This is a genomic window from Bradyrhizobium sp. CCBAU 45384, assembly GCF_028128665.1.
In the GTDB taxonomy this organism is placed as follows: Bacteria; Pseudomonadota; Alphaproteobacteria; order Rhizobiales; family Xanthobacteraceae; genus Bradyrhizobium; species Bradyrhizobium manausense.
In genome coordinates this window covers 168,169-187,579 of record NZ_LBIZ01000110.1, presented here as the reverse complement: position 1 = coordinate 187,579, position 19,411 = coordinate 168,169, and the positions used below count along the sequence as shown (strand labels likewise).

14 protein-coding genes and 1 pseudogene are annotated in these 19,411 nt (G+C 66.1%); 9 read left to right on the top strand and 6 right to left on the bottom strand.

The window, feature by feature from the left end; genetic code table 11:
* The first annotated feature begins 47 nt into the window (after positions 1-47).
* The 7 genes from XH80_RS21660 to trxA all read left to right on the top strand — a co-directional run bounded on the left by XH80_RS21660 (position 48) and on the right by trxA (position 12,585).
* Positions 48-2,552: a PAS domain-containing sensor histidine kinase gene (locus XH80_RS21660; protein ID WP_271600317.1), complete on the top strand. Its 2,505-nt coding sequence runs from the start codon at positions 48-50 to the stop codon at positions 2,550-2,552.
* On the top strand, positions 2,549-4,081 hold the full coding sequence (gene tsaE, locus XH80_RS21655; RefSeq protein ID WP_271600316.1) for a tRNA (adenosine(37)-N6)-threonylcarbamoyltransferase complex ATPase subunit type 1 TsaE: 1,533 nt from the start codon (positions 2,549-2,551) through the stop codon (positions 4,079-4,081). The genes XH80_RS21660 and tsaE overlap by 4 nt, the downstream gene beginning before the upstream one ends.
* An 89-nt stretch (positions 4,082-4,170) precedes the next feature.
* Positions 4,171-4,488: a PilZ domain-containing protein gene (locus XH80_RS21650; RefSeq protein WP_271600315.1), complete on the top strand. Its 318-nt coding sequence runs from the start codon at positions 4,171-4,173 to the stop codon at positions 4,486-4,488.
* Between the two features lie 122 nt (positions 4,489-4,610).
* Positions 4,611-5,333, top strand: coding sequence for a nucleotidyltransferase family protein (locus tag XH80_RS21645; protein WP_271600314.1), 723 nt, complete (start codon positions 4,611-4,613; stop codon positions 5,331-5,333).
* Between the two features lie 215 nt (positions 5,334-5,548).
* Entirely contained in the window at positions 5,549-8,692 is a 3,144-nt protein-coding gene (addB, locus tag XH80_RS21640; RefSeq protein WP_271600313.1) for a double-strand break repair protein AddB, read from the top strand.
* Complete coding sequence (gene addA / locus XH80_RS21635; protein WP_271600312.1) at positions 8,686-12,195, top strand: double-strand break repair helicase AddA; 3,510 nt, start codon at positions 8,686-8,688, stop codon at positions 12,193-12,195. Before addB ends, addA begins: the two co-directional genes overlap by 7 nt.
* Positions 12,196-12,264: 69 nt before the next feature.
* Positions 12,265-12,585, top strand: coding sequence for a thioredoxin (gene trxA / locus XH80_RS21630; protein WP_007598398.1), 321 nt, complete (start codon positions 12,265-12,267; stop codon positions 12,583-12,585).
* A 177-nt stretch (positions 12,586-12,762) separates the two neighbouring features.
* Here trxA and XH80_RS21625 read toward each other — a convergent pair whose 3' ends face one another.
* Together XH80_RS21625 and XH80_RS21620 are read right to left on the bottom strand one after the other, a co-directional pair.
* Positions 12,763-13,230, bottom strand: coding sequence for a MarR family winged helix-turn-helix transcriptional regulator (locus XH80_RS21625; protein ID WP_271600311.1), 468 nt, complete (start codon positions 13,228-13,230; stop codon positions 12,763-12,765).
* Positions 13,227-13,652 (bottom strand): SRPBCC family protein, encoded by a 426-nt coding sequence (locus tag XH80_RS21620; RefSeq protein ID WP_271600310.1) that lies wholly within the window; start codon positions 13,650-13,652, stop codon positions 13,227-13,229. The genes XH80_RS21625 and XH80_RS21620 overlap by 4 nt, the downstream gene beginning before the upstream one ends.
* A gap of 177 nt (positions 13,653-13,829) precedes the next feature.
* Here XH80_RS21620 and XH80_RS21615 point away from each other — a divergent pair.
* Positions 13,830-14,836 (top strand): annotated as a pseudogene (locus tag XH80_RS21615) (ATP-dependent DNA ligase).
* A gap of 15 nt (positions 14,837-14,851) precedes the next feature.
* On the opposite strand, the gene XH80_RS21610 reads toward XH80_RS21615, so the two are convergent.
* The 4 genes from XH80_RS21610 to trpA form a co-directional block, all read right to left on the bottom strand.
* On the bottom strand, positions 14,852-15,592 hold the full coding sequence (locus tag XH80_RS21610; RefSeq protein WP_271600309.1) for a metallophosphoesterase family protein: 741 nt from the start codon (positions 15,590-15,592) through the stop codon (positions 14,852-14,854).
* A gap of 103 nt (positions 15,593-15,695) precedes the next feature.
* A complete protein-coding gene (locus XH80_RS21605) occupies positions 15,696-17,039 on the bottom strand; it encodes a bifunctional folylpolyglutamate synthase/dihydrofolate synthase (RefSeq protein WP_271600308.1) in 1,344 nt (447 codons plus the stop codon).
* On the bottom strand, positions 17,036-17,977 hold the full coding sequence (gene accD, locus XH80_RS21600; RefSeq protein ID WP_271600307.1) for an acetyl-CoA carboxylase, carboxyltransferase subunit beta: 942 nt from the start codon (positions 17,975-17,977) through the stop codon (positions 17,036-17,038). The genes XH80_RS21605 and accD overlap by 4 nt, the downstream gene beginning before the upstream one ends.
* A 103-nt stretch (positions 17,978-18,080) precedes the next feature.
* On the bottom strand, positions 18,081-18,923 hold the full coding sequence (trpA, locus tag XH80_RS21595; RefSeq protein WP_271600306.1) for a tryptophan synthase subunit alpha: 843 nt from the start codon (positions 18,921-18,923) through the stop codon (positions 18,081-18,083).
* Between the two features lie 72 nt (positions 18,924-18,995).
* Here trpA and XH80_RS21590 point away from each other — a divergent pair, with 72 nt between their 5' ends.
* Positions 18,996-19,340: an endonuclease domain-containing protein gene (locus XH80_RS21590; RefSeq protein ID WP_271600305.1), complete on the top strand. Its 345-nt coding sequence runs from the start codon at positions 18,996-18,998 to the stop codon at positions 19,338-19,340.
* Positions 19,341-19,411: the final 71 nt, after the last annotated feature.

The window sequence follows — 19,411 nt, the reverse complement described above, 5'->3', positions numbered from 1 at the left end:
GCGACGGGGGTCGCCGCGAGGTCAATTCGTGCGGTCTTGGGGCAACTATGTCAGGCGTGATCGTGTCGATGCGTCGGACGCTGCTGTCGTGCTCCTCCTTGGTGCGCAACAGCCTATTCGGAGGCGCTCTCGCAGCGCTGCTGCCGGCTGAGCCGGCTGATGCCGCCGACCTTGTCGACACACTCTCGATATTGCTGGATTTCAACCGGCAGGAGCTTGCGGTGCTGGCCACCGCGCTGGCTCTGCTCGGCTTCTCGGTCGTGGCCGCGATCCTCTTGATGCGGACCCGCGTGCGCACCGCCAAGAACGAGGCGGCGCTGCTTGAACGGATCCGGGAACTTCAGTTGCAGACCGACCGCTTCGGCGCGCTGCTGTTCGCCGAGCCGCAGATCCTGATCTCGTGGCCGGCCGGCGATGATCGCGCGCAGATCTCGGGCGACATCTCCATGGTGCTGCCGCGCGATTCGTCGCCGCAGCGCGTGCTCGCCTTTGGAACCTGGCTGCCGCCGGACCCGGCGCTGCAAATGGATCACGCCGTCGACGGCTTGCGCGAACGCGGCGACGGCTTCCAGCTGACGCTGACCACCGCCAACGGCCGTACGCTGGAAGCGATCGGCCGCGCCATCGGCGGCCAGGCCATCGTCCGGATTCGCGAGCTCTCCGGCCTGCGGCGCGATCTCGCCGAGACCCATCTGCGCTACCAGGCGCTCTCGGACGAGACCGAGATGCTGCGCGGCTTCGCCGCCGCCGCGCCATGGCCGATCTGGGCCAAGGGCGAGAACGGCGCGTTGACCTTCGCCAACCCGGCCTATGTGCGCGCGACGGAAGCGACCAGCATCGCGGACGCCCAGGACCGCAAGCTCGAGCTGCTCGACAGCGCCGACCGCACCGCCATGGAGCGCAGCCTGAAGGACAGCGCCCAGTTCACCTCGCGGCTGCCGATCGTGATCGGCGGCGAGCGGCGCATGTACGACGTGCGCTCCGTCAATGTCGGCCAGGGCAGTGTCGGTGTCGCGATCGATGCGAGCGAAGCCGATGCCTTGAGCGCCGCGCTGGTGCGGATGGCGGAGGCGCATCGCCGCACGCTCGACCAGCTCTCGTCAGGCGTCGCCGTGTTCGACGGCCAGCGGCGCCTTGCCTTCTACAACGATTCCTACCGGCGGCTGTGGGACCTCGACCGCAATTTCCTCGACGCCCACCCAGACGATTCCAGCGTGCTCGACCAGCTCCGCGCCGCGCGCAAATTGCAGGAGCAGCCTGATTTCCGCGCCTGGAAGGCCAAGCTGCACGAGGCCTATCGCGCGGTCGAGACCGCGAAGGACACCTGGTACCTGCCCGACGGCCGCGCGCTCTCGGTCGTCACCACGCCGAACCCCGAAGGCGGCGTCACTTACCTCTTCGACGACGTCACCGAAAGCCTCGAGCTCGCCCGCCGCTTCGACGGCATGATCCGGGTGCAGCGCGAGACGCTGGACAGCCTTGCCGAGGGCGTCGCCGTGTTCGGCAGCAACGGCAAGGCGCAGCTGTTCAATCCGGCTTTCCTGCGGATGTGGAAGCTCTCCAACGATGCCATGCGCGAGGAGCCGCATATCCAGACCGTCGAGGGCTGGTGCCATCAGCTGTTCGACGATCCCGTGGTGTGGCGGCAGATCCGCGAGGCCATCACCTCGATCGAGAACCGTGGCGATGTGCCGATCAAGCTGGAGCGCAAGGACGGCAGCGTGCTCGACGGCATGATCCGTCCGCTGCATGACGGCGCCACCATGCTGACCTTCCTCGACATCACCGACACCGAGAATGTCGAGCGCGCACTGCGCGAGCGCAACGAGGCGCTGGAGGCCGCCGACCAGATGAAGGTGGATTTCGTCCACCACGTCTCCTACGAGCTGCGCTCACCGCTCACCACCATCATCGGCTTCGCGCATTTCCTCAGCGATCCCTCGACCGGGCCGCTGACGCCGAAGCAGGCCGAATATCTCGACTACGTCACCAAATCGACCAATGCGCTGCTGGCGCTAACCAACAACATTCTCGATCTCGCCACCATCGACGCCGGCGCCATGAAGCTGGAGCTTGGCCCGGTCGACGTCAGCAAGACCATCGAGCTGGCCGCCGAGGGTATCCAGGACCGGCTCGCCACCGACCGCATCCGCCTCAAGGTCGAGATCGCGCCCGATGTCGGCAGCTTCATCGGCGACGAGAAGCGCGTGGTGCAGGTGCTCTATAACCTCCTCGCCAACGCCGTCGGCTTCTCGCCGCAGGATTCCACCGTCGGGATCAGCGCGCGACGCACCGAGCGCAGCGTCGTCTTCATTGTGACAGATTCCGGACCTGGAATACCCGCCGACATGAAGGACAGGGTGTTCAACTGGTTCGAAAGCCGCTCGCAGGGCTCGCGTCATCGCGGCGCCGGGCTCGGCCTGTCGCTGGTGCGCTCCTTCGTCGAGCTGCATGGCGGCAAGGTGCAGGTGGATTCGGCCGTCGGCAAAGGCACGGTCGTCACTTGCGACTTCCCGACCGACCAGGCGGCGCATCGCGACGCCGCCGAATGAGCGAACCCGCCAAACTCTCCGTCGCGCTCCACAACGAGACGGCGACCGCGCAATTGATGGCCGACCTCGCGCTGCTGGTCGGACCCGGCGACACCATCACGCTGACAGGCGATCTCGGCGCCGGCAAGACGGCCGCGGCCCGCGGCCTGATCCGTTACCTCGCCGCCGACGACGAGCTGGAAGTGCCGAGCCCGACCTTCACGCTGGTGCAGGGCTACGAGCTGCCGGCCTTTGCCGTGATGCATGCCGACCTCTACCGCGTCGAGGACGAGAGCGAGCTCGAGGAGATCGGGCTGTCGCCGCTCCCCGATGCGACGCTGGTGCTGATCGAATGGCCCGAGCGTGCGCCAGCGGCGATGCCTGAAGACCGCATCGACATCGCGCTGACGCATCGCCCGGCGCTGGGCTCGAATGCGCGCGCCGCCGACATCACCGGCTATGGCAAGAGCGCAGCCATTGTTGCGCGACTGAAGACGCTGCGCGAATTCCTCGACGCCTCAGGCTATCTTGCCGCGACGCGCAAGCGCATGCCGGGCGACGCCTCGACCCGCTCCTATGCGCGCCTGATCCGCGACGATCGCGCCGTCATCCTGATGAACTCCCCCCAGCGCCCCGATGGTGCCGCGATCTACAATGGAAAATCCTACAGCGCCGCGGTGCATCTGGCCGAGAACATCAAGCCGTTCGTCGCCATCGACGAAGGCCTGCGCGCGGCAGGTATCTCGGCGCCGAAAATCCACCATTGCGATCTCGAGCACGGCTTTCTGATCTCGGAGGATTTCGGCAGCGAAGGCGTGATCGAAGGCAATCCGCCGCGGCCGATTGCCGAACGCTATGAAGCCGCGACCGATGTGCTGGCCGTGCTCCACAGCAAGAGGATGCCGGAGACGCTGCCGCTGGATGGGCAGACTTATACCATTCCCGCCTGGGACACCGACGCGCTGCTGATCGAGATCGGCTTGATGCCGGAATGGTATCTGCCCGATCGCAACGCGCCGCTGAGCCGTGAGAAGCGCGCGGAATTCTTTGCGATGTGGCGCGAGCTCCTGAAGAAGCCGCTGGCCGCGCCAAAGACCTGGATCATCCGCGACTACCACTCGCCCAATCTGATCTGGCTGGCGGACCGTGCCGGCATGGCGCGCGTCGGCGTGATCGACTTCCAGGACACCGTGCTCGGGCCGCACGCCTATGACGTGGTGTCGCTGCTGCAGGACGCCCGCATCGACGTGCCCGAGAGCCTCGAGCTGACGCTGCTGTCGCGCTACATCAAGGCGCGCCGCAAGGATGATGCGAGCTTCGATGCGGCCAGCTTTGCCGAGCTCTACGCGATCATGTCGGCGCAACGCAACACGCGCCTGCTCGGCACCTTCGCCCGCCTCAACCGCCGCGACGGCAAGCCGCATTATCTGCGCCACCAGCCGCGGATCTGGACCTATCTCCAGCGCTCGCTCGCACATCCCGCGCTGGAGCATCTGCGCGACTGGTATCTCGCCAACGTTCCGCCGCCGCAACGACCGCCTGAAGCCTGAGCCGGAACCGGTTTACCGGCTGTTAGCCATCACACCGGTATCATCGCCCCCGGGCAGCCGGACAATTACCGGGCTGGAGCTTGAGGCAGATGGCGGTCAAGGCGGATCATCGCGGGAACAACAGGGTTGTTTTCGAACGCGGGATTTCGGCCCAGATGATGGGCATTGACGGCACCTGGCGGCGTGAATGCACCGTGGAGGACGTCTCCGACAGCGGCGCCAAGCTGACCATCGACGGCTCGGTCGAAGGCCTGCATCTGAAGGAATTCTTTCTGCTGCTGTCGTCGACCGGACTTGCGTACCGGCGCTGCGAACTGGCCTGGGTGAATGGCGACCAGATCGGCGTCAATTTCCTGAAAGTCGGCGACAAGAGGAAAAAGGCGCGTTCCACAGCCGTCGGGACGTGACGGCAACACACGTCGCACAACCGTCACGGCGGCCGGCTAAGGCCGTTGAGATGCGGTGCGGCCGTGTCAGGTCCGTGCTAGGTTTGCTGCAAACGCGAATTTGAGGTTCGAGAAAGTCAGGCATGTCCGTCAAACCGACCAAAGCCATGGTGCTCGCCGCGGGGTTCGGCCTGCGCATGCGTCCACTGACGGACACGATGCCAAAGCCGATGGTGCCGGTGGCCGGCCAGCCGCTGCTCGACCACGTGCTCGACAAGCTTGCCCAGGCCGGCGTCACCGACGCCGTCGTCAACGTGCACTATCTGCCCGACCAGATCATCGAGCATACCAGAGCGCGCCAGCATCCGCGCGTGACCATCTCGGACGAGCGCGACCAGGTGCTCGGCACCGGCGGCGGCGTGGTCAAGGCGCTGCCGTTGCTCGGCGATGCGCCGTTCTTCCACGTCAATTCCGACACGCTGTGGATCGACGGCGTGCGCTCCAATTTGACGCGGCTCGCGGAAAACTTCGACCCGGCAAGCATGGACATCCTGCTGCTGATGGCGCCGACCGCAACCAGCATCGGCTATAGCGGCCGCGGCGATTACGGCATGCTGCCCGACGGCGCCTTACGCAAGCGCAAGGAAAAAGAGATCGTCCCGTTCGTCTATGCGGGCGCGGCGATCCTGTCGCCGAAGATCTTCGAAGGCGCGCCGCAGGGCGAGTTCTCGCTGACAAAGATGTTCGACCGCGCCAATGAGCAGGAGCGCCTGTTCGGCCTGCGCCTCGACGGCGTCTGGATGCATGTCGGCACGCCCGATGCGGTGCACGCCGCGGAAGAGGCGTTTCTGGAGAGCGTGGCGTAGGGGCCACTCCAGGCACGGTGCGGTAGGGTGGGCAAAGGCGCCCTTGCGCCATGCCCACCATCTCTCTCGATTGCGAGAATACGTGGGCACGCTCCGCTTTGCCCACCCTACGAGACCTGTTCCTGGTGCACGAACAGCGGGGACGATTTCGTCCCCACCCATGACCATTCGAGTCCGCCTCTCTATATTGCCTGATCGTTCGAATCAGGCAGCTCATGCGCGTTTTCAGCGTTCCCCTCTCAGTTCCGTTCCTGCGCACCATCGTCTCTGCCCTGCTCGACGGCCGGCTGGTCGAGGGATTCGAGGCGCGCCAGGAACCGGCGCGGCTGGCGGACGCCACGCTCTACCTGCCGACGCGGCGCGCCATGCGCGTGGTCCGCGAGATCTTTCTCGACGAGATGAAGGCCGACGCCGTGGTGCTGCCGCGGATCGTCGCGCTCGGCGACATCGACGAGGACGAGCTCGCTTTCGCTGACGAAGCCGAACAGTTTTCCGGCACGACGCCGCTCGGGATTCCGCCGCGGCTCGGCGAGCTCGAGCGGCGGCTGACCCTGGCGCAGCTGGTCGCCGCCTGGGCCAGGGGCCCGGTGCTGGCACCGCTGGTGGTCGGCGGCCCAGCCTCGACGCTGGCGCTGGCCGGCGACCTCGCGCGGCTGATCGACGACATGGTGACGCGCGGCGTCGACTGGAGTACGCTCGACGGGCTCGTGCCTGACATGCTCGATCGCTACTGGCAGCATTCGCTCGATTTCCTGCGCATCGCACGCATCGCCTGGCCGCAACATCTCGCCGAGATCAACCGCATCGAGCCCGCCGCGCGGCGCGATCTCTTGATCGCGGCCGAAGCCAAGCGGCTGACCGCGCATCCCCGTGGTCCCGTGATCGCAGCAGGCTCGACCGGCTCGATGCCGGCCACCGCGAAATTCCTCCATGCGGTCGCTTCGCTGCCCCATGGCGCCGTCGTGCTGCCGGGGCTCGACACCGATCTCGATGAGGAAGCCTGGCGCAGCATCGGCGGCAGCAGGGACCTGCTGGGCATCACCGAGACTCCCACCTCGAACCATCCGCAATATGCGATGCATGCGCTGCTCCAGCGCTTCGGCATCAAGCGCAGCGATGTCGAGATCCTGCAGCCGCCGGCGAAAAGCGGCCGTGACTTGCTCGCATCGGAATCGATGCGGCCATCTGCCAAGACGGAGGTCTGGCATGATCGGCTGAAGCAGCCTGACGTCGCCGCGAAGATCGCTGGCGGCATGAAGAACCTCGCCGTCGTCGCGGCGCCCAATCCGGAGATGGAAGCGCTTGCCATTGCGATTGCGATGCGCGAGGCGCGCCATCTTGGCAAATCGGCGGCACTGGTGACGCCGGATCGCGCGCTGGCGCGGCGGGTGATGGCGGCGCTGACGCGTTGGGATCTCGCCTTCGATGATTCCGGCGGCGACGTGCTGATGGAGACCGCAGCCGGCGTCTTCGCGCGCCTTGTGGCGGAGGCCGCGACGAGGGGATTGGAGCCGTCGACGCTGCTGGCGATGCTGAAACACCCGCTGTGCCGGCTCGGCCGCGCAACCGGCGCTTGGAAGGCGGCGATCGAGGGGCTGGAGCTTGCAGTTTTGCGCGGCACGCGCCCGCCGGCGGGCACGGGTGGCCTGCTGCGCGAGTTCAACCGCTTTCGCGAGGAGCTGGCAAAGCTCTGGCGCCATGACGTCTCCGCGCTGCACGCCTCCGAGCCGCGCGCGCGTCTCAAGGCGGAAGATCTCGATCGCATCCAGGCGCTGATCGACACGCTCCGACAAGCGTTGGCGCCGATCGAGAGCCTCGCATCATCAAAGCCGTTCGACTTCGCCGAGCTGGCGCATCGCCATCGCGAGATCCTGATCGAGCTGTCGCGCGACGAACAAGGCGTTCCGCTCGCGTTCGAGGAGCGCGAGGGCCTTGCGCTCGCCAGTGCATTCGACGATCTCCTGCGCGGCGGCACCACCAGCGGATTGATGGTGACGCTGCCTGATTATGCCGATGTGTTCCAGACCGCGTTCAGCGATCGCGCGGTGCGACGGCGCGACAAGCCCGGCGCGCGCCTGCAGATCTACGGCCCGCTGGAATCGCGCCTGATGCAGGCCGACCGCATCATCATCGGCGGCTTGATCGAAGGCGTCTGGCCGCCGGCGCCGCGGATCGATCCCTGGCTGAGCCGGCCGATGCGGCACGAGCTCGGTCTCGATCTGCCGGAGCGGCGTATCGGCCTCTCCGCGCATGACTTCGCGCAGCTGCTCGGCGGCGACGAGGTAATCCTCACCCATTCCGCCAAAGCCGGCGGCGCGCCGGCGGTCGCCTCGCGCTTCCTGCACCGGCTGGAGGCGGTCGCGGGCGACGAGCTCTGGAAGGCGGCGGTTCGCGCCGGCGAAAAATACGTGCAGTTCGCGGGCGCGCTTGACCAGCCCGCCGAGGTCAGGCCGGTCAAGCAGCCCGAGCCGCGGCCGCCGCGCGCGACGCGGCCGCTGAAGATGTCGGTCACCGCGATCGAGGACTGGCTGCGCGATCCCTACACGATCTACGCCAAATACATCCTGAAGCTCGACACGCTCGATCCCGTCGACATGCCGCTGTCGGCAGCTGATCGCGGCTCGGCCATTCACGATGCAATCGGCGAGTTCACCGAGACTTACGCCAGGCATCTGCCCGACGATCCCGCCCGCGTGTTGCGCGCGATCGGTGAGAAGCATTTCGCCCTGCTGATGGAGCGGCCCGAGGCGCGCGCGCTGTGGTGGCCGCGCTTCCAGCGCATCGCGCAATGGTTCGGCGAATGGGAGACGGCGCGGCGCGATGCGATCGAGACGCTCACCGCGGAAACCCGCGGCGAGATCTCGATCCGGCTCGATCATCAGCGCAGCTTCATTCTCTCCGCCCGCGCCGACCGCATCGAGCGGCGCCGGGGCGGTAGCTACGCCATCCTCGATTACAAGACCGGTCAGCCACCGACCGGCAAGCAGGTCCGCATGGGCCTGTCGCCACAGCTGACCCTGGAAGCCGCCATCCTGCGCGAGGGCGGTTTCCCCGACATCGACGCCGGCGCATCGGTGAGCCAGCTCGTCTATGTCCGCCTCAGCGGCAACAACCCGCCGGGCGAGGAGCGCATCCTCGAGCTCAAATACAAGCCGGGCGACGAGGCGCAGCCGCCGGACACCGCGGCCGCGGAAGCGCGCGCCAAGCTGGAAGCGCTGATCCGCGCCTTCGACGACGAGAGCCAGCCTTACACCTCGCTGAACCTGCCGATGTGGACCAACCGCTACGGCGCCTATGACAATCTCGCCCGGATCAAGGAATGGTCCGCGGCCGGCGGTCTGGGGATCGAGGAATGGTGAAGGCCCCCCGTCCCATTCCCGACGAGGTACGCGCGCGGCAGCAACGCGCGTCCGACCCGACCGCGTCGGCTTTCGTGTCGGCCAATGCCGGCTCGGGCAAGACCCATGTGCTGGTGCAGCGCGTGATCCGCCTTTTGCTGTCGGGCGTGCCGCCGGAAAAGATCCTCTGCATCACCTTCACCAAGGCCGCCGCCGCCAATATGGCCGAGCGCGTGTTCACCACGCTGGGACATTGGGTGACGCTCGACGATGCCGGGCTCGACGCTGCGATCCGCGCCATCGGCATCCCGCATCCCGGCGCAAAGCTGCGGCGCGAGGCACGAAAGCTGTTTGCCTGCGCGCTGGAGACGCCGGGCGGATTGAAGGTGCAGACCATCCACGCGCTCTGCACTCGCCTGCTCCAGCAATTTCCGTTCGAGGCCAACGTGCCGGCGCGATTCGCCGTGATGGATGACCGCGACCAGAACGACATGATGGAGCGCGCCAATCTGAAGGTGCTCCTGGAGGCCGCGCGCGATCCTGACAGCGTCACCGGCCGCGCGCTGCTGACCGCGATGGCGAGCGCCGCCGACGTCACCTTCAAAGAGGTCGTCCGCGAGGCGTGCCTGAGCCGCGACCATTTCATGGCCTGGACCGATGGGGCCGGCAACGCGGAAGCCGCCGCTGCGCAGATGACGGCCGTATTGGGCGTGGATGCGAGCGATCGCATCGAGGATGTCGAGAATGAGATTCTCGACGGACCATACCTGCCGCGCTCCCGTTGGGACGACATTGCGTTTGCGCTGGAGGACGGCAGCAAATCGGACAACGACCAGGCAAGCCGGCTCCGCGAGGCCAAGGCGTTTTCAGGCGCGGCGCAGGTCGACGCCTATCTCTGTGCCTTCCTCACCGACGAAAAACTCCCGCGCAAGGCGGTCCTGACCAAGAAGTTTGGCGAGCACAATCCATCCGTCGCGCGGCTGTTCGAGAATGAAGCAGTCCGCCTGAACGGATTGATCGAGAAGCGCCGCGCGATCACCATGCGCGACCGCACCGCGGCTCTGCTGCATATCGCAACCGCAGCCGCCGCGAACTACCGCCGCGAGAAGCAGGAACGTGGCCTGCTCGACTATGACGACCTCATCGACAAGACGCTGGCGATGCTCGACCGCATCTCCTCGGGCTGGGTGCATTACAAGCTCGACCGCGGCGTCGACCATGTGCTGATCGACGAGGCGCAGGATACCAGCCCGCGGCAATGGGACATCGTCGCGCACATCATCTCGGAATTCACGGCCGGCGAAGGCGCGCGCGAGGGGTTGAACCGCACGGTCTTCGCCGTCGGCGACGAGAAGCAGTCGATCTTCTCGTTCCAGGGCGCAGCCCCGCACGAGTTCGACGCGCGCCGGCGCGAGCTGCACCGCAAATTCACCGCGGCCGGGCTGAAATTCGATCCCGTGGCTTTCACCTATTCGTTCCGCTCGGGCGCCGCTATCCTGCATTCGGTCGACCACGTCTTCCGCGATCCCCAGATCTACAAGAGCATCCATTCGGTCGAGATCGGCCATCCCCTGCACAATGCGCTCGCCGATGCCGGCCCGAGCGTGATCGAGCTCTGGGATCTGGCCGAAGCCGATGACCGGCAGGAGATCGAGGGATGGCGCGCGCCGTTCGATGGCGTCGCGGTGACCAGTCCCGAGGTCAAGCTCGCCCGGCGCATCCAGGCCGAGATCAAGCGGCTGGTCGAGAGCGGCACGCTGACGGGCCATGAAAGCGAGCGGCGTCCGCTGCGCTATGGCGACATGCTGATCCTGGTGCGCCGGCGCGGCAATGCGTTCGACGCGGTGATCCAGGCGCTGAAGCACGCCGGCGTCCCCGTCGCCGGCGCCGACCGGCTCAAGCTGACCGAGCACATCGCCATCATCGATCTGATGAACCTTGCGGACGCGCTGCTGCTGCCGCAGGACGACCTTGCGCTGGCGGTGGCGCTCAAGAGCCCGCTGTTCGGTCTCGATGACGACGATCTGTTTCAGCTCGCCCATGACCGCAAGGGATCGCTGCGCCGCGCCCTCGGCGAGCATGCGGCTGGAAACGGGAAATTTGCGACCGTGTTGCGGCGCCTGGAAGCCTGCGAGATCCGGGCCCGCGAGGAAACGCCGTTTGCCTTCTATGCCTGGCTGCTCGGCGGCGACGGCGGCCGCGCGCGGATCCTGCGCCGGCTCGGTCACGAAGCCAACGACGCGCTCGACGAGTTTCTGGAGCTGGCGCTGAATTACGAGCGCAAGGCACCTGCCTCGCTGCAGGGTTTTATGGCCTGGCTGCGCTCGGCCGACACCGAAGTGAAGCGCGACATGGAAATCACCCGCGACGAAGTCCGGGTGATGACGGTGCACGGCGCCAAGGGCCTCGAGGCCTCGGTCGTGTTCATGGTCGACACCACGTCGTCACCTGCGGACTCGCAGCGGGTGCGGCTCATCAACGTGCCGCGCGGCAATGGCGGCGAGGTCGTGGTCTGGGCTGGGCGCAAGGCGGACGATCCAAGACCTGTCGCCGAGGCGCGCAAGGCGATGCTGGAGGAGACCGAGGACGAATATCGCCGCCTGCTCTATGTCGCGATGACGCGCGCGGCCGACCGCCTGATTGTTGGCGGCTGCATGCCCGGCAACATGAGGACCGTCCGCAAGCTGAGCTGGTACGATCTGATCGACACCGGTCTGTCAGGCTCGGGCCTGGACAAGCAGACGATCGAGACGCCGCTCGGCAAGGTGACCCGCTTCGCCCGCCCAGAGGATGTGGCGCCGCTGGGCACGCCGGCGAACTCAGTCGATCAGACGATCACGCTGCCGGACTGGCTGCGGACGCCGGCGCCGCGCGAGATGATCGAGGACGATCCATTGCGCCCCTCCGGCCAGCAGGCCGAGGAAGGCCGCCGCGTGCGATCAGGCGAATCCGTGCAATCGCGCGCTCTGGCATTGCAGCGCGGCACGCTGGTGCACCGGCTGCTGCAATCCCTGCCCGATATCGCCACCGAGCGCCGGCGCGAGGCCGCGCTCGCTTTCATGGCGCGCAACGCCGCTGATTGGACCGAGGCCGATCGCGTCGCGCTGGCCGGCAAGGTGCTCGCCTTGATCGCCGAGCCGCGCTTTGCGCCGGTCTTTGCCGCCGGCAGCCGGGCGGAGGCCGCCATCGTCGGCAAGCTCGATCGGCCGGGCCGGCCGCCGGCGCTGGTATCGGGGCAGATCGACCGCCTGGTGGTGACGCCATCAGAGGTTTTGATCGTCGATTTCAAGACCAACCAGACGGCGCCCAGCAGCGCGGCCGAGGCGCCCGCCGCCTATGTCAGGCAGCTCGCGCTCTACCGGGCGGTGCTTTCCAGGCTTTATCCCCAGAAGCCCGTCCGCGCCGTGCTGCTCTGGACCGAGGCCCTTGAATATATGGAGATTTCAGCCCCCGCGCTGGACGCGGCGCTGGCATCCCTTCATCTCGGCGTGAGCGTCCTTGACCCGGCAAGGGGCCGTTCATAGGTTGGGACCATGATCTCCGGCGCGATTCCAGGTCGCGCCGATTCTCTTTCAACCGAGTGAGGTACTCCAATGGCCGTTGGCAAGGTTTCTGACACCGATTTCGAAGCCGAAGTGCTCAAGGCGAACGGCCCCGTCGTCGTCGATTTCTGGGCCGAGTGGTGCGGCCCTTGCCGCATGATCGCCCCCGCCCTCGACGAGATCGCCGGCGCGATGGGCGACAAGGTCAAGATCGTGAAGCTCAATGTCGACGAGAGCCCGAAGACCGCGTCGAAATATGGCGTGATGTCGATCCCGACCCTGATGATCTTCAAGGGCGGCGAGATGGCGTCGCGCCAGGTTGGCGCCGCGCCGAAGGCGAAGCTGCAGCAGTGGATCACCTCCGCGGTCTGATCCACGTCGTCTAAGAGTTCTGCAACGGCCGGCGAACAGCCGGCCGTTTTATTTTGCTCGTAGCCCGGATGGAGCCACCGGATCGGCGCGACGCGCCGTCCGATGACAGGCTCCGCGTAATCCGGGAATCGTGCCAGGGGCGACGACGGCCCCGGATTGCGCTGCGCTCCATCCGGGCTACTCATCAACGCGCTCATTGCCTTCGACGAGCGCCTGAAACATCGCAACCAGCCGCTTGGTGTCGGACGCGAGCGGCTTGAAGAACGCGGCGTCGGCGTCCTCGACGGCCACGACGGCTTTCCGGGCGAGATCACGCCCCGCTCTGGTGACGGTGATCGCCTTGGCGCGCGGGTCCTGAGGATGATCGATCCGCTCGATCAACCCGGCTGCTTCCAGCGCGCGCAACACTTGAGACGTGGTCATCGGATCGACGCCACAGAGCTGAGAAAGCCGCGCCTGGGTCAGCGTTTCCTCGGCGCCGAACCAGGTTGCCGTCGCCAGCAGCACGAATTGGGAATGCGTGAGCCCGTAGGGCTGAAGCGCCGCCCGCAACCGGCGTTGCCAGGCGTTCGAGATCTTCCAGAGCAGGAAGCCCGGGCTTTCGGCGGGGCCGGACAGGCGGGTCGGAAGCGGCGGCTTGGTCATCGTGTCCCTTCGGCCAGCTTGGCAAGGCTCGCCAGCACCTCCGGGAAATCGGCGGAAACAGCCGGGCCGATTTCGGCAGCCTGCGGCCCGCGGGCGTCGACCGCGTAAACGATGCGCGTCCGTCCGGGTCCAAGCGATTCGATGCGATGGGCGACAAGGATGGCGAGGTCGCCGACCCGCGTTTCATCGACGAAGCAGACATTTTCGCGCACTTCGACCAGTTGCGAGCGCAGCGCCTCCTCGCCGGGCGGCTTCATGGTGAACCAAGTGCCTGATGCAAACGGCCCGTCGATGGCGATCTGCTCGATGCCCGCGTTCCAGTTCTTCCAGGCGGGGACATCGCGAAAGATGCCCCAGATCACCTCCGGAGATGCCGTGGTCTCGATGGCGTATTCCGTCTGCCAGGTATTTTCGTTGCTCACGACGTGACCTCCCTTTGATATGCGCGCTTATAATAAGCGCACATATTATCCTGTCAAGGCGCCCGGGAGGAGCAAATCTACAGGCCCGGCGTTGAAGCGCATGTCCTCAGTCAAAGAGCGTTCGCCGTGCCCTCTCCTCGCCGCGCAAGCCGCCGAAAGCCCGCCCGGCTGACCGCCATGGAGGCGCGTTCGGTCGATGCCATCCCGCGCGGCGGGGAGTGGCAGTACGAGCCGAAATGGGATGGCTTCCGCTGTCTGCTGTCGCGCGACGGCAGCAACGTTGATCTGCGCTCGAAATCCGGCGAGGACCTCGCGCGCTATTTTCCCGAGATCGTCGCCGCCGCGCTGAAGCTGAAAGCGGATCAGTTTACGCTCGACGGCGAGATCGTCGTGCCGCAAGGCAAAGGCTTTTCCTTCGACGCGCTGCTGCAGCGGATTCATCCTGCCGCAAGCCGGGTGAAGAAACTGTCGGAGGAAACACCGGCGCTGTATCTCGTGTTCGACCTGTTGGCGACGGCGAACAGGAGGGAGCTTGCCGATGCGCCGCTCACCGAGCGCCGGCCGGCGCTGGAGGCGTTTGCGAAGACCAACCTGAAAGGCGGTTCTTCCGCCTCTCTCCTTTCACGATGAGCTACGCGACGGCCCAAAAATGGCTGGCGCAATCCGGCGGCGGTTCGGATGGCGTGATCGCCAAGCGCATCGACCTGCCCTACCAGGCCGGAAATCGCGAGGGCATGCAGAAGATCAAGAAGTTTCGTAGCGCCGATTGCGTGGTCGGAGGCTTCCGCTATGCGACCAACAAGATCGCGGGCCGCAAGGTCGTGGGCTCGCTGCTGCTCGGGCTCTACGACGACAAGGGCCTGCTGCACCATGTCGGCTTCACCTCAGCGATCAAGGCTGATGAGAAGCCTGCCCTGACCGACCGGCTGGAAGCGCTGATCGGCGAGCCCGGCTTCACCGGCAACGCACCTGGCGGGCCAAGCCGATGGTCGAGCGAGCGCTCGGCCAAATGGTGCCCGCTCAAGCCGAAGCTGGTGATCGAGATCTGCTACGACCATTTCAGCGGCGAGCGCTTTCGCCACGGCACCTCGATCCTGCGCTGGCGCCCCGACAAGGCGCCCCGGCAGTGTACCTTCGAGCAGTTGAAGCAGAAGGCGGCCGATCCGATGAAGCTGCTGAAGTGAGTTTGATCGTAGCGTCTATTTGATCCACCCCGTCGCCAGCGCGTTCGCCAGCTCGGGCTGATTGTTGCGGCGGGCGAGCGCGGCCATCGCTTCATGGTCGTAAGCGATCTGGCGGAACGTCACCTGCCAGGCACCATCAATGAGTTCGAGAATTGCATAGCGCGCGTGCGGGGTGCCGGCTTCGACGACATGCGGGAACGGATGTACGTCGCGATAGCCGGGGCTGCCGACGCTGCCGGGATTGACGATCAGCCTGGTATCGCGAAGCCGCACGGCGCGGGCGAGATGGGTGTGGGCGCAGAGGATGAGCGATTGCGTGATGCCTTGCGCGAACTGCTCGATGCGATCGAGCGGCGACAGCGCGACGGTGCCATTGGGGTGCACGGTGTCGAGCCAATAGATTTCATCATTCTCGGGCGTTGCGTGGCAGAGGAAAACCTGATCCCGAAACACGCGCGTCATCGGTTGCGCGCGCAGCCAGTCGAGCTGGGCGGCATTGAGCTGCGCATGCACAGGGCGATCCCACGAGCCCATCTTCTCCGGCGGCCGGTCGAGCAGATAGCGGTCATGATTGCCGACCACATGCACGGCATCGATCGCCATCAGGATCTCGATGGTCCTGACAGCATCGAGCGGGCCGCTCAGCATGTCCCCGAGATTGACGATGTCGGTAATTCCAAGTGCGCGAATGTCGGAGAGCACCGCCTCCAGCGCGAGATAGTTTCCGTGGATGTCGGCAATCGCGGCAAAACGCATTGTGGGTCACCATAGCCCGGATGAAGCGCAGCGCAATCCGGGACTCTAACTGCTTGGCGAAATGTCCCGGATTGCGCTTCGCTCCATCCGGGCTACGCGGCTCTCATGCAGGAGGCGTGCCGTTGAGGCCGAGCACGTGGCCGGCGAGATAGAGCGAGCCCGTGATCAGGATGCGCGGCGGCACCTCGTAGGCGAGCTTCGCCAGGGAACGCAGCGCGGCCTCGACGCCGGGGGCGATCTCGACGCGCATGCCGAGGCTGCGGACGGCGTCCGCGAGATGGTCGACCGGCATCGCATTCTCGGTATCAGGGATCGGCACCGCGATGATGTGACGGGTGAGCCCGGCGAAATTGGCCAGAAACGCCTTCGCATCCTTGTTGGCCATCATGCCCGCGATGACGACGAGCGGCCGTGACACGCGTTCTTCGAGATCGCCGAGCGCGGCGGCGGCGACGCGGCCGCCGTCGGCATTGTGGCCGCCGTCGAGCCAGATCTCGCTGCCTTGCGGCCCGAGAGCGAGCAGCTCGCCCGAGGTGAGCCGCTGCATTCGCGCCGGCCACTCGGCAGCGACGATGCCGGCCTCGAATGCCGCCTGGTTGACCTTGAAGGTCGGAATCGCGCGCAGCGTCGCAATGGCAAGGCCGGCATTGTCAAACTGATGACGGCCGAACAAGCGCGGCGCGGCGAGATCCATCAGGCCGCGGTCGTCGGAATAGACCAGGCGCCCATGCTCGACATTGACGTGCCAGCTTTCGTTCGCGGCAAACAGCGGCGCGCGCATCTGCCTGGCCTGCGCCTCGATCACAGCCATCGCTTCGCCCGTCTGCTCGGCGCAAACCACCGGCACGCCGCGCTTGATGATGGCGGCCTTCTCGGCGGCGATCGACGCCAGGGTCGACCCTAGGAAATCCATGTGGTCCATGCTGACAGGCGTGATCACGCAGGCAGCGGGCGTATCGACCACGTTGGTCGAATCGAGCCGGCCGCCCAGGCCGACTTCGAGCAGCACCGCATCGGCAGGATTTTGCGCGAACAGCAGGAATGCCGCCGCGGTCTTCAGCTCGAAGAGTGTCGCGGGCTCGCCGGCATTGACGCGCTCGACCTGTTCCAGCGCAGCAAGCAATTCGTCGTCGGTGACGAGCACGCCACCGCCGAGGCGGCCAAGGCGGAAACATTCGTTGATGCGGACGAGATAGGGCGAGGTGTAGGCGTGGACGCGCAGGCTGGCTGCCTCCAGCGTCGCGCGCAGGTAGGCCACCGTCGAGCCTTTGCCGTTGGTGCCGGCGACATGGATCACCGGCGGCAGCTTGCGTTCGGGATGATCGAGCCGCTCGAGCAGACGGTGCATCCGCTCGAGCCCGAGATCGATGCGCTTCTGATGCAGGGCCGACAGCCGCCCGATTAATGCATCGAGCGACGCCTTTGCGCTGTCAGGGGACGCGTTCACGCGTGGGGCGCAGCCGGCGCCGTCTCAGCAGCCGATACGATCTGCGCCGGGCTAGCGACGGGCTGCGTCGGCTTGGACACGTTCTCCTGCGCGGGCGCCTTGGTCAGCAGGCGGCACAGCCGCGCCAGGGTTGGACGCAGCTCATGGCGATGCACGACCATGTCGACCATGCCGTGCTCTTTCAGATATTCGGCGCGCTGGAAACCTTCCGGCAGCTTTTCGCGAATGGTCTGCTCGATCACGCGCGCGCCGGCAAAGCCGATCAGCGCACCGGGCTCGGCGATCTGGACGTCGCCGAGCATCGCGTAGGACGCAGTGACCCCGCCGGTGGTCGGATTGGTCAGCACCACGATGTAGGGCAGCTTGGCTTCGCGCAGCATCTGCACCGCGACGGTGGTGCGCGGCATCTGCATCAACGACAAGATGCCTTCCTGCATGCGCGCGCCGCCGGATGCGGCGAAGACGATGAAGGGCGACTTCTTCTCGACCGCAAGCTCGAGCCCGCGGACGATGGCTTCGCCCGCGGCCATGCCGAGCGAGCCGCCCATGAAATCGAAATCCTGCACGGCGACGACGACGCCGGCGCCTTCGAGCTTGCCGTAGCCGACCTTGATCGCATCGTTCAGATTGGTGCGCGCACGCGCATCCTTGATGCGGTCGACATACTTCTTCTCGTCGCGGAACTTGAGCGGATCGGCCGTCACCTCGGGCAGGGCGACGTCGAACCAGGTCTCGTTGTCGAAGATCGACTTCAGCCGCGCCGCCGCGCCCATGCGCATGTGGTAGTTCGAGCCGGGGATGACGAACTGGTTGGCCTCGACGTCCTTGTAGAACACGAGCTGTCCGGAATCCGGGCACTTGATCCACAAATTCTCCGGCGTCTCCCGCCGCAGCATGTTGCGGATCTTCGGCCGGACCACATTGGTAAGCCAGTTCATGGTTTGCTCCGATGTGCGATTCCGCTGGGAATCGCCTGAAAGGATATATGGCGGCCGGGCCGTTGCCCGGCAAGCCGCCGTGTCATCCACCGCAAAAGCGGAATTATGGCCTATTCGGCCGCTTGTTGGCGCCCTTGACGCCCTGGGCCAGGGCCGCCGTCAGCTCGGCCACGGCGTTAACGGTTTTGGCGGTCGCCCGGCCTTCCGCATCGAGGCTGTTCCTGAGCGCATCGACCAAGGCGGTGCCGACCACCGAACCATCGGCCTTCTCGGCGATGGCGCGCGCGGCCTCCGGCGTCCGGATGCCAAAGCCGACGCAGATCGGCAAGCCGGTATGCCGCTTGATGCGCGCGACGGCGTCTCCGACGACATTCGCATCCGCCGCCGCTGCACCGGTGATGCCGGCGATCGAGACGTAATAGACAAAGCCTGACGTGTTCGCGAGCACCGCGGGCAGGCGCTTGTCGTCGGTGGTCGGGGTCGCCAGGCGAATGAAGTTCAGGCCCGCCTTCAGCGCGGGAATGCAGAGCTCGTCGTCTTCCTCCGGCGGCAGATCGACGATGATGAGGCCGTCGACGCCTGACGCCTTGGCATCGGCCAAGAACCTGTCGACGCCGTAAATGTAGATCGGATTGTAATAGCCCATCAGCACCAGCGGCGTGACATTGTCGCCCTTGCGGAAGTCGCGGACCAGCTCCAGCGTCTTCTTCAAGGTCATGCCGACCTTGAGCGCGCGCAGACCTGCCGCCTGGATCGAGGGACCATCCGCCATCGGATCGGTGAAGGGAATGCCGAGCTCGATGATTTCGGCGCCGGCCTTGGGCAGCGCCTTGACGATCTCGAGCGACGTCGTGGGGTCGGGATCGCCGGCCATCACATAGGTGACAAAGGCCGAGCGGCCTTGGCTTTTCAGCTCGGCAAAACGGGTGTCGATACGCGTGGTCATGATTCGGCGGCCGCTGTGCTATACCTCTCCCCTCCGGGGAGAGGTCGGCTGCGAAGCAGCCGGGTGAGGGGGATGGAGAGGTTCAAGTCGAGAGCACGAAGGCTCCGCGAGTCGCAGACGAGCGCCGAAGCAAGGCTTTGGCAGGCGCTGCGCAACCGGCAGCTCGCCCGCTGGAAGTTTCGCCGCCAGCATCCTGTTGATCGATACGTCGTCGACTTCGTCACGCTGGACGGAAAGCTCATCGTTGAAGTTGATGGCGTCACGCATTCCAGCCCGGCCGAGATCGAGCGTGATGATGCCAGAACCAAGGTGCTCGAAGCCTGCGGCTTCTTCGTCCTGCGCGTCTCGAACACCGATGTGTACGAAAATCTCGAAGGCGTGCTCGAGCTGATCCGGACATCACTAAGGTTCGAGTGAGCGGAGAGACCCCTCACCCGGCTGCTACGCAGCCGACCTCTCCCCGACGGGGAGAGGTGAGGAGAGTGCGA

Excerpts from the sequence above, each read along its gene's own strand:
- XH80_RS21625 (WP_271600311.1), bottom strand. The coding sequence starts at position 13,230 with ATGACCAAGCCGCCGCTTCCGACCCGCCTGTCCGGCCCCGCCGAAAGC.
- accD (WP_271600307.1), bottom strand. The coding sequence starts at position 17,977 with ATGAACTGGCTTACCAATGTGGTCCGGCCGAAGATCCGCAACATGCTG.
- addA (WP_271600312.1), top strand. The coding sequence starts at position 8,686 with ATGGTGAAGGCCCCCCGTCCCATTCCCGACGAGGTACGCGCGCGGCAG.
- XH80_RS21610 (WP_271600309.1), bottom strand. The coding sequence starts at position 15,592 with ATGCGTTTTGCCGCGATTGCCGACATCCACGGAAACTATCTCGCGCTG.
- XH80_RS21590 (WP_271600305.1), top strand. The coding sequence starts at position 18,996 with ATGGAGAGGTTCAAGTCGAGAGCACGAAGGCTCCGCGAGTCGCAGACG.
- trpA (WP_271600306.1), bottom strand. The coding sequence starts at position 18,923 with ATGACCACGCGTATCGACACCCGTTTTGCCGAGCTGAAAAGCCAAGGC.
- XH80_RS21660 (WP_271600317.1), top strand. The coding sequence starts at position 48 with ATGTCAGGCGTGATCGTGTCGATGCGTCGGACGCTGCTGTCGTGCTCC.
- XH80_RS21650 (WP_271600315.1), top strand. The coding sequence starts at position 4,171 with ATGGCGGTCAAGGCGGATCATCGCGGGAACAACAGGGTTGTTTTCGAA.
- tsaE (WP_271600316.1), top strand. The coding sequence starts at position 2,549 with ATGAGCGAACCCGCCAAACTCTCCGTCGCGCTCCACAACGAGACGGCG.
- addB (WP_271600313.1), top strand. The coding sequence starts at position 5,549 with ATGCGCGTTTTCAGCGTTCCCCTCTCAGTTCCGTTCCTGCGCACCATC.
- trxA (WP_007598398.1), top strand. The coding sequence starts at position 12,265 with ATGGCCGTTGGCAAGGTTTCTGACACCGATTTCGAAGCCGAAGTGCTC.
- XH80_RS21645 (WP_271600314.1), top strand. The coding sequence starts at position 4,611 with ATGTCCGTCAAACCGACCAAAGCCATGGTGCTCGCCGCGGGGTTCGGC.